Annotated in this window: 14 protein-coding genes; 5 read left to right on the top strand and 9 right to left on the bottom strand. The window is 62.6% G+C overall.

Features of this window, described 5'->3' with window-relative positions:
• The first annotated feature begins 154 nt into the window (after positions 1–154).
• The 4 genes from JHL16_RS03100 to JHL16_RS03085 all read left to right on the top strand — a co-directional run bounded on the left by JHL16_RS03100 (position 155) and on the right by JHL16_RS03085 (position 2,513).
• Complete coding sequence (locus JHL16_RS03100) at positions 155–538, top strand: Hpt domain-containing protein (RefSeq protein ID WP_200183428.1); 384 nt, start codon at positions 155–157, stop codon at positions 536–538.
• A 77-nt stretch (positions 539–615) separates the two neighbouring features.
• Positions 616–936, top strand: coding sequence for a 2Fe-2S iron-sulfur cluster-binding protein (locus JHL16_RS03095; protein ID WP_137860135.1), 321 nt, complete (start codon positions 616–618; stop codon positions 934–936).
• Between the two features lie 18 nt (positions 937–954).
• Positions 955–1,983 (top strand): NAD(P)/FAD-dependent oxidoreductase, encoded by a 1,029-nt coding sequence (locus tag JHL16_RS03090; RefSeq protein ID WP_200183427.1) that lies wholly within the window; start codon positions 955–957, stop codon positions 1,981–1,983.
• 20 nt (positions 1,984–2,003) lie between these two features.
• A complete protein-coding gene (locus JHL16_RS03085; protein WP_200183426.1) occupies positions 2,004–2,513 on the top strand; it encodes a DUF4304 domain-containing protein in 510 nt (169 codons plus the stop codon).
• Positions 2,514–2,516: 3 nt separating this feature from the next.
• Here JHL16_RS03085 and JHL16_RS03080 read toward each other — a convergent pair whose 3' ends face one another.
• Positions 2,517–4,322: a cation:proton antiporter domain-containing protein gene (locus JHL16_RS03080; protein WP_200183425.1), complete on the bottom strand. Its 1,806-nt coding sequence runs from the start codon at positions 4,320–4,322 to the stop codon at positions 2,517–2,519.
• A 76-nt stretch (positions 4,323–4,398) separates the two neighbouring features.
• Between JHL16_RS03080 and JHL16_RS03075 the strand changes: the two genes are divergently transcribed.
• Complete coding sequence (locus JHL16_RS03075) at positions 4,399–5,505, top strand: DmpA family aminopeptidase (protein ID WP_200183424.1); 1,107 nt, start codon at positions 4,399–4,401, stop codon at positions 5,503–5,505.
• A 76-nt stretch (positions 5,506–5,581) separates the two neighbouring features.
• Here JHL16_RS03075 and gnd read toward each other — a convergent pair whose 3' ends face one another.
• The 8 genes from gnd to JHL16_RS03035 form a co-directional block, all read right to left on the bottom strand.
• Positions 5,582–6,559, bottom strand: coding sequence for a phosphogluconate dehydrogenase (NAD(+)-dependent, decarboxylating) (gnd, locus tag JHL16_RS03070; protein WP_200183423.1), 978 nt, complete (start codon positions 6,557–6,559; stop codon positions 5,582–5,584).
• 33 nt (positions 6,560–6,592) lie between these two features.
• Complete coding sequence (locus tag JHL16_RS03065) at positions 6,593–7,255, bottom strand: alpha/beta hydrolase (RefSeq protein ID WP_200183422.1); 663 nt, start codon at positions 7,253–7,255, stop codon at positions 6,593–6,595.
• A complete protein-coding gene (locus tag JHL16_RS03060; protein ID WP_200183421.1) occupies positions 7,252–8,205 on the bottom strand; it encodes a ring-cleaving dioxygenase in 954 nt (317 codons plus the stop codon). Before JHL16_RS03060 ends, JHL16_RS03065 begins: the two co-directional genes overlap by 4 nt.
• A gap of 92 nt (positions 8,206–8,297) precedes the next feature.
• Complete coding sequence (locus JHL16_RS03055) at positions 8,298–9,167, bottom strand: MBL fold metallo-hydrolase (protein ID WP_200183420.1); 870 nt, start codon at positions 9,165–9,167, stop codon at positions 8,298–8,300.
• Between the two features lie 195 nt (positions 9,168–9,362).
• A complete protein-coding gene (locus tag JHL16_RS03050) occupies positions 9,363–10,274 on the bottom strand; it encodes a DMT family transporter (protein WP_200183419.1) in 912 nt (303 codons plus the stop codon).
• Positions 10,275–10,336: 62 nt separating this feature from the next.
• Complete coding sequence (locus tag JHL16_RS03045; protein WP_200183418.1) at positions 10,337–11,743, bottom strand: vWA domain-containing protein; 1,407 nt, start codon at positions 11,741–11,743, stop codon at positions 10,337–10,339.
• Positions 11,744–11,751: 8 nt separating this feature from the next.
• The gene (locus JHL16_RS03040) at positions 11,752–12,081 is read right to left on the bottom strand and encodes a hypothetical protein (RefSeq protein ID WP_200183417.1); all 330 of its coding nucleotides are present in this window, start codon (positions 12,079–12,081) and stop codon (positions 11,752–11,754) included.
• Positions 12,082–12,286: 205 nt separating this feature from the next.
• Positions 12,287–14,332 carry an oxidoreductase gene (locus tag JHL16_RS03035; RefSeq protein ID WP_281435983.1) on the bottom strand — a complete coding sequence of 682 codons (2,046 nt, stop codon included), beginning with the start codon at positions 14,330–14,332 and terminating at the stop codon, positions 12,287–12,289.
• Positions 14,333–14,407 lie beyond the last annotated feature (75 nt).

Genomic DNA, 14,407 nt, shown 5'->3' with positions numbered 1-14,407 from the left:
AACTCATCTTAACCTTGTCAAAGCGGCTAAATAAAGTTTTGGTTAAAATTATGGTTCGCTTTGAATCAAAATGGAAAATTCAATCTTAGGCAAGCATCTTTACGGAAGTGTGGCCTGAAGTAAGCTTGGTATCTCAAACGGCGAGGGTAAGAAAATGTTAACCAAAGGGGTCGCCCAGGCGAACCAGAAGAGCGACGCAGGGGCAGCGGATCCCGCCATTTTCGACCGTGAACATTTGAGCCAATATACGGGGGGCGACGACGCCCTGGAACGCGAACTGATCGGCCTGTTCCTGGCCCAGTTCGCTCCGGTCCGGGCGCAGCTCGACGAGGCGGCCTCGGCCGACGACTGGAAATTCGCCGCTCACAGCCTCAAGGGCTCAGCCCGCTCGATCGGGGCCCCCAGGATAGCGGCCCTGACGGACGAAATCGAAGACCTCGGCTGGTCCGGGGAGGCGAAGCTCAAAAAGCGCGTTCTGGGCGAGCTCGACCAGGCCATGGCCGCCTTTGCGGCAGAGGCGGAAAAGCTCTTCATTTGATGCATGGGCCTTTTCTTGTGTTCGGCGTTCTGATCCCTTAAAGAGGCCGCGCACCGACACCCGCGTAAAGGCCTCGAATGGCGAAGATCACTTTCATCCAGCATAATGGCACCGAACAGACCGTCGACGGACAGGCGGGCATGACCGTCATGGAAACGGCGGTCAAGAACATGGTGCCCGGGATCGACGCCGATTGCGGTGGTGCCTGCGCCTGCGCGACGTGCCATGTCTATGTCGAGCCGGGCTGGCTCGAAAAGACCGGCCCGCGCAATCCGATGGAAGAGGACATGCTCGATTTCGCCTTCGACGTGCGCGACGAGAGCCGGCTGTCCTGCCAGATCAAGGTTTCGGATGTGCTGGACGGGCTCAGGGTCCGGGTGCCGGAGAAACAATTCTAGATAATTTGGAGTTCAGGTATGAGCGAAGAGGTGATTTCCACCGATGCCGTGATCGTGGGGGCGGGCCCCTGTGGTCTGTTTGCGATCTTCGAGCTGGGACTCCTGGACATAAAATGTCACGTCGTGGACATTCTCGACCGCCCGGGCGGCCAATGCGCCGAGCTCTATCCGGAAAAACCCATTTATGACATTCCGGCGCTGCCGATCGTCACCGGTTCCGAACTGACGCACCGGCTTCTCGAGCAAGCCAAGCCCTTCAAGCCCGAATATCACTTCAATCAGATGGTCACCGAGCTCAGGAAGCTCGAGGACGGCAAATTCGAGCTCAAGACCGATGGCGGCATCGTGTTCCATGCCAAGGTGGTGGTGATCGCGGCGGGCGGCGGCTCGTTCCAGCCGAAGAAGCCGCCGATCCCCGGCATCGATGCCTATGAGGGCCAGTCGGTATTCTATTCGGTCAAGAAGATGGAAGCCCTGCGCGGCCGCGACATCCTGATCGTCGGCGGCGGCGACTCGGCGCTCGACTGGACGCTCAACCTGCAGCCTATCGCCAACAGCCTGACGCTGCTGCACCGGCGCGATGATTTCCGCGCGGCGCCCGACAGCGTGAAGAAGATGCGCGAGCTGGTCGCGGCCGGCAAGATGCAGCTCAAGCTGGGCCAGGTGACCGGCCTCACCGGCGACAACGGCGTCCTCGCCTCGGCGCAGGTGAAAGGCACTGACGGCAATTTCGATATCGCCGCCAATGCGATGCTGCCCTTCTTCGGGCTCACCATGAAGCTCGGCCCGGTCGCCGAGTGGGGTCTCAACCTGCATGAGAATCTGGTTCCGGTAGACACCGCGAAGTTCGAGACATCGACGCAAGGCATCTTCGCCATCGGCGACATCAACACCTATCCGGGCAAGCTCAAGCTGATCCTGTCGGGCTTCCACGAAGCGGCGCTGATGGCGCAGGAAGCGTTCCACCACATCCATCCGGGCGAGCGCTTGCTGTTCCAGTACACGACCTCGAGCTCGAGCCTGCAGAAGAAACTCGGCGTCGCATAAGCGGCGCCGGGTGAACTCGCGTGACCGGCGCCACAACGCTCCAAGAGGTTTTCGCAGAAGTCGTCGCCCAAGCGGGAATCGCCGCCGCCGCATACGGCTATGTACGAAAGCAGGGTACGTTACGCAGGATTGTAGGGGACAATGCTGCGCTCATCAATTTTCAGAAGAACAGGTGGAATTCGTCTGACAGCGTGTCCTTCACCCTGAATCTATCCATTGTTTGCGGTGCGCTGCTGGACTCAAGTGACACGACGATCAAGTCCGCCAAGGAATATGACGGCCACCTTCGGCAGCGGATCGGATATCTCACGCGCGAAGCGGCGGACAAGTGGTGGGAGGTCAACAAGGCCACCAAGGTTGATGTCCTCTCTGCCGAGATTGCGAGTTTGCTCGTATCTGTGGCCGTCCCGTATCTGGAGCGCTACGTCCATACCAAGGATCTAGTCGCTTTGTGGGCAGGCGGAGAATCTCCCGGTCTTACCGACGTGTTGCGGTTACGATACCTGGCTCGAGTCAAGGCTTCTGAGTAGCGCTCAGGTCTCCTCGTTCGCCCGGCTGATGCCGCGGGCCTTGCGCCGGCGGGCGAGTGCCAGCTCTTCCTTGCGGTTGGGGCGGCCCAGCATCTTGCGGAAGACGTCGCGCTGCTCGTGCACCGAGGCGATAGCTAGGCCCATGGCGAGGCCGGCCCCGACCAATACGGACTCGCCCAGCTGCAGCGACGCCTCGATGGTCTCGGGGACCGCCTCGGTCACGCCGAGGCCATAGAGCTTGACGGCATGGCGGTCGTCGCGGGCGCGGGCGATGATCTTGATGTCGGCACGCTCGGCGCGGGCCGCGACGGTGACGTCCTCCACCTTTTTCGGCTGATCCATGGTCACGGCGATGACCTGCATATGGGCGATATGGCAGCGTCTCAGGAATTCGGGACGCGCCGCGTCACCATAATAGATCGGTTTGCCGAGCTTGCGTTCGCTCGCCACCACCTGGGGATCGGTATCGACGGCAATATAGGGGATCTTGTGTTCTTCCAGCATCGTGCCGATGAGGCGGCCGACACGGCCGAAGCCGGCGATGATGACGCGCGCCTCGTTCGTCTCGGGTGGCGCCTCCATGGGCATTTCGGGCGCCGCCTTGAGGATCGTCCGGGAGAGCGGCCGGCTCAGATAGTCGAGCAGCGGGATCGAGGCCATGGACAGCGACACGATGATGAGCAGCGCGTCGCTGACGATCGAGGTGACGACGCCGGTCGCCACCGCCGCCGCCATGGCGACGAATGCGAATTCACCGCCAGGCCCCAGAAGCAAAGCGGTTTCGATACGGGCCTTGCGGTCGATCTTGAACAGGCCGGCGATGAGCCAGAACAGCAGCGCCTTCACCACGATGAGCGCCACAGCAGAAAGGATGAAGACTACCGGATAGGAAAAGACCTGGTTGAGGTCGATGTCCATGCCGACGAGCAGGAAGAAGGCGCCGAGCAGGAGGCCTTTGAACGGTTCGATGATGGCCTCGATCTCGCGGCGGAACTCGGTCTCGGCGAGGAGGAGGCCGGCGAGAAAAGCACCCAGCGCCATGGAGAGGCCGGCAAGGCTGGCGGCATAGCCTGCTCCCACGGCGATCAGCAATGTCGTCGCCATGAAAAGGTCGCCGCTGCGGGTGGCGGCCACCAGCCGCAGAAGCGGACGCAGGAGAAAGCGCCCGACGATCACGATGACGGCAATAGCGATCAGCGCCTGGGCAATGGCGGTGAGGATGTCGGCGAAAGTGAATCCCTCCTCATTGGCGCCGAGGACGCTGATGAGCAGCAGGATCGGGATGACGGCGAGGTCCTGGAACAGGAGGACCGAGAAGCTGGCGCGCCCGGCCTGGGTGCCGAGCCGTTTGGCATCGGACAGGAGCTGCACGACGATGGCGGTCGAGGAGAGCGAAAGCACCGAGCCGATGATCAAGGCCTCCGCCGGATCGAGACCGAGCCACAGGCCGATGAGCATGAGGACCACGGTGGTCACCAGCATCTGCAGGCCGCCGAGGCCGAAGACCAGGCGGCGCAAGGTGAGGAGACGCTCGAAGGACAATTCGATGCCGATCAGGAACAGGAGGAAGACGACACCGAGCTCAGCCAGCTGGCTGAATTCCTCCGATTCGGTGAAGACGAAATTGGCGAGCCAGGGATAGGTCTGGGCGAGACCGCCCAACATATAGGGGCCGACCAGGGCGCCGACGATCAGGAAGCCCAGGATCGAGCTTATGCCGAGCTTGCGGAAGATCGGGATGACCACCCCGGCGGTGCCAAGGAAGATCAAGGCTTCCTTATAGGCTGAGGGATCGACAGGTGAGGTCATCAGGGTTCCGGGTCTTGCTCGTCAATGTCAGTCTGTGCGAAGCGTCTCGCCTTGCAAAGAAGAATCGAGGAGCCCGATGAATTCCCATCATGTCACCCCTGCCGGCAAGACACGCGGCCGCGGCCTCAAGCTCCCCTTTGCCGGTGAGCCCGGCGCCAACAACGCCATCACCGATGTGGCGGGCGTCGAGGTTGGTGTGACCACGCTGATCTCAGGGCATGGCAAGCTCGTGGTCGGGCAGGGGCCGGTGCGCACCGGCGTCACCGCCATCCTGCCGCGCGGGCGCGACAAGGCGCAGATTCCTTGCGCCGCCGGCACCTATTCGCTCAACGGCAATGGCGAGATGACCGGCACGATCTGGATCGAGGAATCGGGTGAGCTGCAGACGCCGATCACCATCACCAACACAAATTCCTGCGGCATCGCGCGCGACACGACCAGCCGGTGGCTGTTCGGCAAGGCCGGCAATGTGCAGGACTGGGGATTGCCCGTCGCGGCTGAGACCTTTGATGGCGATCTCAATGATATCAACGGCTTCCATGTGACGGCTGAACATGTGATTCAAGCGCTGGGTGGGGCGCGCGGCGGCGCCATCGAGCAGGGCAGCGTCGGCGGCGGCACCGGCATGATCTGCTATGACTTCAAGGGCGGCAACGGCACCGCCTCACGAGTCGTGAAGGTGGCGGGACGCTCCTATACGGTCGGCGCCCTGGTGCAGTCGAATTTCGGGCAGCGCCCGGAATGCACGATCCTTGGCGTGCCGGTCGGGCCGCATCTCGCGGGCGATGAACTGCGCGGCAAGCCGGCCGGCTCGATCATCGTGATCATCGCCACCGATGCGCCGCTCGAGGCGCACCAACTGAAGCGGCTGGCGCGCCGCGTGCCGATCGGCCTCGCCCGCACCGGCGGTCTCGGCCACAACAGCTCGGGCGACATCTTTCTCGCTTTTTCGACCGCCAACGAAGAAGCTTTCACCACGCCGCCCAATCAATTGCGCCGCCTGGAGGCGGTAGCAACCGGCGATATCGATCCGCTCTTCGAGGCGACGGTCGAGGCGACCGAGGAGGCCATCATCGACAGCATGATTGCCAATGAGACGATGGTCGGGCGCGACGGCAACACGTCGATCGCGCTGCCGCATGACCGGCTCATCGACGTCATGAAGAAGTATGGACGGATGTAAGAGGCTGCCTGCCGCCCCTCATTCCTCTGCGCATCGGCTTATCCGAAAAGTCTGCAACTTTTCGGGCCGATGCGGGCTACTTCTTTTGCTCGACATGGCCGCCGAATTCGTAGCGCATGGCGGACAGGAGTTTCTCGGCGAAGGTGTGATCGCGGCGCGAACGGAAGCGCGTGTAGAGCGCGCTCGACAACACGTCGGCGGGCACCGCTTCTTCGATGGCGGCTTCGACCGTCCAGCGGCCTTCGCCTGAATCGGCGACGGAGCCGGTGAAGCTTTTGAGATCGGCATCCTTGGCGAGCGCGATGGCGCTCAGATCGAGCAGCCAGGAGGAGATCACGCTGCCGCGCCGCCAGACCTCGGCGAGGTCGGCGAGGTCGAGCGTGAAACGCTCATCGGCGGGCAAGACGTCGCTCGATTTGTTGCGCAGGATGTCGAAGCCCTCGGCATAGGCCTGCATCAGGCCATATTCGATGCCGTTATGGATCATCTTGGCGAAGTGTCCTGAGCCTGCGGGGCCGCAATGGACATAACCATGCTCGGGACGAGGGTCGCGCTTCTCGCGTCCTGGTGTGCGCTCGATCTTGCCGATGCCCGGAGCGAGACAGGCGAAGATCGGATCGAGATGGGTGACGGCCTTCTCCTCGCCGCCGATCATCAGGCAGTAACCGCGTTCGAGACCCCAGACGCCGCCCGAGGTGCCGACATCGACATAGATGATACCTTTTTCGCGGAGCGTCCTGGCGCGGCGGATATCGTCCTTGTAGTAGCTGTTGCCTCCGTCGATGAGGATGTCGCCTGGCTGCATGAGGCCCGCGACTTCCGCCAGCACCTTCTCGGTGATCTCGCCCGCCGGCAGCATCAGCCATACGGCGCGCGGGCTCGACAGCTTGGCCAGCATGTCGGCCGAATCCCTGGCGGGCGCGGCGCCGTCCTTCTCGACGTCCTTCACCGCATCCGGGTTGCGGTCGAGCACCACGCATTTGTGCCCGCCCTCCATCAAGCGGCGGGCGATGTTGCCGCCCATCCGACCGAGACCGATTATTCCGATATCCATTGCTGCTTCCTTGAAAGATTCATGAAGAAGAGGTCACGCCACGGCATCCCAAGTGAGAATGGCGCGGGCATGGGCGTATTGATTCTCGTTTATGACGTGATCGCTGCCGGGGTAAAGGCGTGCGGTCACTTGGGCACCGAGGCCTTCCAGGTGGCCAGCGGTCTCCAAGACGCGTTTGGCCGGGATGAAGGGATCCTTCTCGCTGCAGCCGAGGAAGATGCGCGTGCCTTCGAAAGAACCGCGTTCGTTCCGGACCATCGGGTCGGGGCCGATGAGGCCGCCGCTGAAGCCCAATATGCCGGCATAGAAATGCGGATGGCGCGCGGCGTATTCGAGGACGAGGCAGGACCCTTGCGAGAAGCCGGCGAGCACGATCTGCTCGCGGCCGAAGCCCAGCGTCTCGAGCGAGTGATAGATGGAGCCGAGACGCTCGAGCGCATTGGTGAGATAAGGCTCGTTGGTGATGATGGGCGCCATGAAGGCGCCCGGATACCAGCTGCCGGTATCGGCATCGGGGGCGAGGAAGCAGAGCCCGTCCATGGCCAGGGGCTCGGTGAGGGGCAGGATGGCCGTCCCGGTGGCATGACGGCCATGGATGAAAATGACGACCTTGCTGGCGCGGGCGAGGGGCGTGCCCGCCACATGCAGGTGATGCGCTCGGATGAGGCGGTCGGCTTGCGAGGATTGGATCGTCATTGCAGTGGTTTCAATCCGGCCTCGATGGCGGTGCGGCGATTTTCGAGGAAGGGTGGCAGCGAGAGGCGCTCGCCGAGACTCTCCAGCGGCTCGTCGACCGCGAAGCCCGGACCGTCAGTGGCGATCTCGAACAGGATGCCATTGGGCTCGCGGAAATAGAGTGAGCGGAAATAATAGCGCTCGACCTCGCCGCTGGATGGAATCTTGAAACTCGTCAGCCGCGCCGTCCACTGATGCAGCATCTCGACCGAGGGCGTGCGGAAGGCGACATGATGGACGCCGCCGGCGCCCTGGCCGGCGACGGGGAGCTGCGGCTCGACCGCGACATGAAGCTCGGCAGCGGGACCGCCCGGGCCCATGGCAAAGACATGGGTGGAGGTCTTGCCGTTGCCCAGGGGATGGGCGCGTATTTCCTTCATGTTCAGGACCTGGGTGAGGACCGTCGCGGTGGCTTTGAGATCCGGCACCGACAGAGTGATGGGACCGAGACCGCGGATCTGATGCTCCGTCGGAATCGGGCTGCCGCTCCAGGGATTGCCTTCACCTTCGCCCCTGTCGACGACCAGGCGCAGGCGCTGGCCTTCCGGATCCTCGAAATCGAGCGCCGCGTGGCCGGCGGCCTCGGCGATCTCGCCGGTCGCGACACCGGCGGCGCGGAGATGCTTCAGCCACCAGTCGAGACTGGCCTCGCTGGCGACCCGCAAGGCCGTGCGCGCGATGCTGTGGGTGCCGCGCCTTTCGCGGCCGACCGGCCAGTCGAAGAAGGTGACGTCGCTGCCGGGACTGGCTTTGCCGTCGGCATAAAAGAGGTGATAGGCGCTCGTATCGTCCTGGTTGACCGTCTTCTTGACGAGACGCAAGCCCAGGGTGGCCGTGTAGAAGCGGAGATTGCCGGGAGCATCGGCGGTGATGGCAGTCAGATGATGAATGCCACCCAGTTGATCGGCCATGCCGGTTTCCTCCTAAATTATCCTACGCATCGGCTTGTCCGAAAAGTCTGGATGGCCGCCTCGCAGGGCGACCATGGACTTTCGGGCCGATGCTAAATCCGATTGAGCGGTACTTTCAGATAGACATTGCCATCCTGGTCGGGGGCGGGGAAGTGGCCGGCATTCATGTTCACCTGGATCGATGGGATGATGAGGCGGGGGGCGCCGAGCTTCTTGTCGCGTGCGGTGCGCATGGCGACGAAATCCTCCTCGCTGACGCCTTCGCGGACATGGACATTGCCCTGGCGCTCGGCGGCGACCGTGGTTTCCCAGGCGAAGAAGTCGCGGCCGGGCGCCTTGTAGTCGTGACAGAGAAAGAGCCGCGTCTCCGCCGGTAAAGCCAGCACCTTCTGGATCGAGCGATAGAGCTCGCGGGCATCGCCGCCGGGGAAGTCGGCGCGCGCGGTGCCGAAATCCGGCATGAACAGCGTGTCGCCGATGAAGGCGGCATCGCCGATCACATAGGTCATGCAGGCCGGCGTGTGACCCGGCGTATGCATGGCATAGGCTTCCACATTGCCGATCTTGAAACGGTCGCCGTCTTGGAAGAGATGATCGAACTGGCTGCCGTCGCGCTGGAAATCCGTGCCGGCATTGAAGATCTTGCCGAACGTGTCCTGGACCAGGCGGATCTGTTCGCCGATGCCGAGCCGGCCGCCGAGCTTCTCCTGAATATAGGGGGCGGCGGAGAGATGATCGGCGTGGACGTGGGTTTCGAGGATCCAGTCGAGGGTAAGGCCTTGGGCGCGCACGAAATCGATGACCTTGTCGGCGGAATGGAATGACGTGCGGCCTGCCGCGAGATCATAGTCGAGAACCGAATCGACGATGGCGCATATCCGCGTGGCGGGATCGCTCACCACATAGCTCACCGTATTGGTGGCCTCGTCGAAGAACGCTTGAACGTCGGGATGGTTGGCCATGATCACCTCCTGCCCGCTCAGCAACGCCAACAATGTGACGAAGCTGCGACCGGCTTTTCGGAAGGATGATAGACCGGTTCTTGCCTAGAGCAAATCCGCCAAAGTTGAAGACTTTGGCGACAAGGATTTGCGCCAGGATATTGTTTTGCGCATCGGATTATCCGAAAACCGCTTCGCACTTTTCGGTCCGATTCTTTAGATGCGACGGGGTCTGACAAGGCTGAGGATACGACCATCGATCAAGGCGAGGCCGAAGGCGATGGTGACCATGCCGATCACATGATGGAGACCGAGGCGTTCGCCGAGGAGCATGATGCCGAGCAGGATGGCGCTGACCGGTACCAGAAAGGTTACCAGGACGATATTGGTGGCGCCGGCGCGCTTCAGGATGGTGAAGTAGAGTATGTAGGCTATCGACGTGCACAGGATCGCCAGTCCGGCAACCGCGAGGCAGGCCTGCAGCGGCGGAAAGCCGAGGCGCCAGGGCGCGTCGACCAGCAGCATCACCGGCAGGAGAATCAGCGATGAGCCGGCGGTCTGGCCCGCAGCGGTGACGACCGGCGGCGTTCCGGCGAAGCGGCGCCCGAAGACGCTGGCGAAGCCATAGGAGACCGCGGCGCCGATGATGGCGAGCTGCGAGACGAGGGCGCCTCCTTGCGCCTGCACCAGGTCGGCGCCCATCATGGCGGCGACGCCGGACAGCCCGATGAAGGCGCCGAGCAGGCGATTCCAGGACAGTTTCTCATCGGCGGTGAGCCAGTTGGCGGTGAGGACGGTGAAGAAGGGCGTGGTGGCGTTCAGGATGGCGGCGAGGCCGGAGGCGACCTCCTTCTGGCCCCAGACGATGAGGCTGAAGGGAATGGCGTTGTTGATCAGTCCCATGATGAGGAAGTTGCGCCAGAGCACGGCGTCGCGGCGCGGCAGAAGTCCCATCGCCCAGGCGCAGAGCCACAGACCGAGGCTGCCGAGGCTCACACGCAGGAAGACGATGGTGAAGACCGGCAGGTCGATGAGGGCGATGGCGTACAGAAAGAATGATCCGCCCCAGACGATGCTGAGGACGATGAGCATGGCCCATTCGGCGGGGCCCATGGTGCGGTTGATCATGAAGATGACCTAACCGGAGTTACCCGGTCAGGCCACCCGATTCAAGATGTCCGTCGAACTGTCTATTTGGACAGGTACATGTTGCGCGCCAGGCTGTCGCGGATGATGCCGAAGGCGCTGGCCAGCTCTTCATTGGTGTTGGTGTTGAAGTAGTATTTCGGGGTCGGCTCGCCGGCCGCGACCTTCTTTTCCAGGTTGTCCGAGGAACAATCCTTCAGGCGGTTCTGGGTCAGCGTGTCCGACAGGTCGAAGGACACGGTGACGACACGGATGCCGGCCGCCTTCATCCTGCGGCATTGCTCCTCGAGATTGCTTTCGGCCTGTGCGACCGAAAGGATGTTGTTGGGACCGTTGCCGGGACTCGTCTGCTGGCCGTCCGTGAGCAGCACGACGGCCTTCAGCGTCTCTTCTTCATTCACGGTCGCGGCATAGGGAGCATTCGGCGTCAGCAAGTGCCAGGCCGTCTCCATGCCGAGCGCGATATGGGTGTTTCCGTAGGGCGTCATCGAATTGATCTGACTGACCGTGCCCGCGTGATTGAGCGACAGCGCGCGCACATTCAAATTCTTCGACGAGAAATAGCTGCAGCTGGTGGTGAAGAATTTGCTGGCGTTGTTGGTCGTCGAGGTGCTCGGCGTGTCCGGGCTCAGATTGTAGGGATAGTTGCGGTCATCGATGCAGTAGGTCGACGAGCTCGTGCCGGTCTTTCCGTAGTAGAAATTGTTCGGCATGGTGACGCGGACGGCATGCGAGAAGGGGACCAGGCCGAATTCGACATCTTGGTTGGTCTGGTTTTGCGACAGGTTGCTGACCAGCTTGGCCGCTTCGTCGCGCATGGTGATGTATTTTTTCTTGCCGCCGATATATTCATCCATGGAGCTCGAATAATCCATGACGAGAACGATCTGGCCCTTGTGGTGATCGGAGAAGACAGGGAGCGAAACCGTGCTCGAGATGGTGCCTCCGCTACTGGTGCCGCCACCGGTCGCGGCTGCCCCGGCGCCGCCGCCGCCACCGCCACCACTGGGTGAGGTATTGGCTGCCGCCAGCGGCATCGTATCGAAGCCGCCGATACGCGTCAGCGTCGTCGGAATCGCGCCGGACGCGGTCATGGTGAGCGTATTGTTCGCCGTGTCTACCGACACGTTCGTCGCGATGCTGGCGCTGGCGAGGTCGGGGAACTGCGAGACGGTCTTGGTGAAATAGGCATTGGCGACGGCGGTGTAGTTCTCGCTGCCGACACCATAAGCGGCGGCGGCGGCGAGGGCCGCGGCATCGGTTGCCGCCTGCACCTGAACCCTGGCCGTGGATTGCCTGCTGGTGTCGATGGCGATGCCGGCGGCGAAAACCAGCGGGATCGCGCAGAGGGCGAAGATGGGTGTCGTGCTGCCTTCGTCGCGGGCGCCGAAGCGGCGCAGAACGGAGCCGGCCTTAAGCCATGTGCGGAGACTTGCCTTGGGCATGGTCATGCGGTCCATCAGAGGGATTGGAGGATGGTGAGCGCCGTATCGCTGTAGGCGGCGCAGAAGGCAGGCGTATCGCTGCCGATGTCCTGGGCGATCTCATCGAAGATGTTGTTGATCGAATCGGAGGACGTGTCGGTGTCGGTGACGCGGTTCTCGATGATGTCCTGGAGGCGCGCCAATTGAACTTCCTCAACGGAAAGTTCGCATTTGCGCACCGCGATGAGGACTTTGTAGTAGGTCGCGAGCGTTTCGGCGTGAGCCGGCGCGCTGAAGCCGATGAAGCTGAATGCGGCCAAGACCTGAATGGCAGTGACAATGCTGCCGAATATCCTGCGTGACATTTCCGCGCCGTCCTTGCGTAACAACCTAATATCGAGTGAACGGCAACCTAGGAGCGGCTTCTGATTCAGGACTTAAGAGAATCGTTCGAATTATTCCTATCTCGCCCTGCAACATGTCAGCATAGGTTTAACCTTAATCGTTCCTTCATCACTCCGGCGACTTCGCGATGCGGGATTAGCGTTCGATTAATGATGCTTGCGCAAATCAGAGGACAACACACAGACGCAGCGCGTCGTAGATTGCGGCGTGGATGTTTCGCGAGGCGACCGCGTCACCGATTCGGAACAGCTGGAACCTGCCGGACGGATTGGTCCGCTTCGTCTGCGGGCGGCCGGCAACGAAGGCCTCATAATCGACCTCGCCGCGATTGCTCGATTCCTCCTTGAGATCGAAATAGAGATCGGCCAGGGGCGCCGTGGCGTTCTCGACCACGACCTGGTCGACCAGCCGCGTCGCGCTGTCAGTCTCGCTATAGGGGCTCCACAGGACGGCCTGGATCTTGTTGCCCTGACGTTTGAGCGCGCGCAGGCGCGTCATCGTGGTGATGCGGACCTGCCGCTCCGTAAAGGTTTTCATATAAGGAACGAGATTGAGGCCGCCCATTTCGGGGGCGAAGAAACGCTCAGGACTCAGGATCTCGAGCGAAGCGCCGGCCTCGGCGATGAGCTCGGCGGCGGCCATGCCGGGATGGGCGCCATTATCGTCATAGAGCAGGACATCGTCGGCCGGTTTGACGTCGCCCGACAATATGTCCCAGCTCGAGACCGCGAGATCTGCGCCTTCCTCGATCGTGACATTCTGCGGCAGGCCGCCGGTGGCGACGATCACGACATCGGCGCCGAGATCGCGAATGTCGGAAGCCTCGACCAGCTGGTTGAATTTCATGGCGACGCCCAAACGCTCGCACTGCTCGGCCCGCCAGTCGGCGATGGCGATCAGTTCGCGCCGGCGCTTGGCCTGGGCGGCGAGCCTGATCTGGCCGCCGGGATTACCGGAGGCCTCGAACAGGGTGACCTCATGGCCGCGGGCGGCGGTGACGCGGGCCGCTTCGAGACCGGCGGGACCGGCGCCGATGACCGCGATCCGGCGGCGCGGGCCTTGGGCTTTTGCGACGACATGGGGCATCTGGGCTTCCCGCCCGGTCGCCGGATTGTGGATGCACAACGCCTCATGACCTTCATAGATGCGGTCGAGGCAATAGGTGGCGCCGACGCAGGGGCGGATGTCGGCCTCGCGTCCCTCGGCGATCTTCCTGGCGATATGCGGATCGGCGATATGGGCGCGGGTCATGCCGACCATGTCGAGCTTGCCTTCGGCAATCGCATGGCGGGCCGTCGCCACATCGTTGATGCGGGCGGCGTGGAAGACCGGAAACTTGGTGGCGGCGCGTACTTCGCCGGCAAAATCGAGATGTGGTGCCGCCTGCATGCCGGCCACCGGGATGACCTTGGCCAAAGGCGCGTCATGCTCGATATGGCCGCGGATGATGTTGAGAAAATCGACGAGGCCGGAGGCCTTCAGCCGATGGCAGATTTCGAGCCCCTCGGCCTTGGAGAGGCCTTTGTCCCAATCCTCATCGGCGACGAGCCGGCAACCGACCAGAAAGTCCGGGCCGACGGCTTTGCGCACCGCTTCGAGGACCCGCATGGTGAAGCGCAGGCGGTTGTCGATCGAGCCATTATAGAGGTCGTCGCGCTGATTGGTCGCCGGCGACCAGAAGGCGTCCATCAGATGGCCGTAGCATTCGAACTCGAAACCATCGAGGCCGGCCGCCTTCATCCGCTCGGCGGCGGACGCATAGTCGGCGACGATGCGCTCGATATCCCAGTCCTCCATCTCCTTCGGGAAGGCCCGGTGGGCAGGCTCGCGAACCGGCGAGGCGGAGAGCACCGGCAGCCAGTCGGCCTTGTTCCAGTTGGTCCGGCGCCCGAGATGGGTGAGCTGGATCATGACCGCCGCGCCATGCGTGTGGCATTCATCGGCGAGCTTGGCGAGCCAGGGCACGATCTCGTCCTTGTAGGCGAGGAGGTTGCCGAAAGCGGGCGGTGAATCGCGCGAGACGACGGCCGATCCCGCCGTCATGGTGAGGGCGATGCCGCCTTTCGCCTTCTCGACGTGATAGAGCCGGTAACGGTCCTTCGGCATGCCGTCTTCATGATAGTTCGGCTCATGCGCCGTCGACATGATCCGGTTGCGGAGCGTCAGGTGCTTGATCGTATAGGGCTGGAGGAGGGGATCGTTGGCGCGCAGAAGAGTGGCTGGCATATGGCTGGGGCTCGGCTTCAGGAACGGTGAAGCCAAGTCTGTCACGGCCTGAGGCCTTGT

The sequence above is a fragment of the Taklimakanibacter albus genome (assembly GCF_016595235.1).
GTDB lineage: Bacteria > Pseudomonadota > Alphaproteobacteria > Rhizobiales > Aestuariivirgaceae > Taklimakanibacter > Taklimakanibacter albus.
The sequence above is the reverse complement of the archived record's forward strand: the minus strand, read 5'-3'. Positions and strand labels throughout refer to the sequence as shown.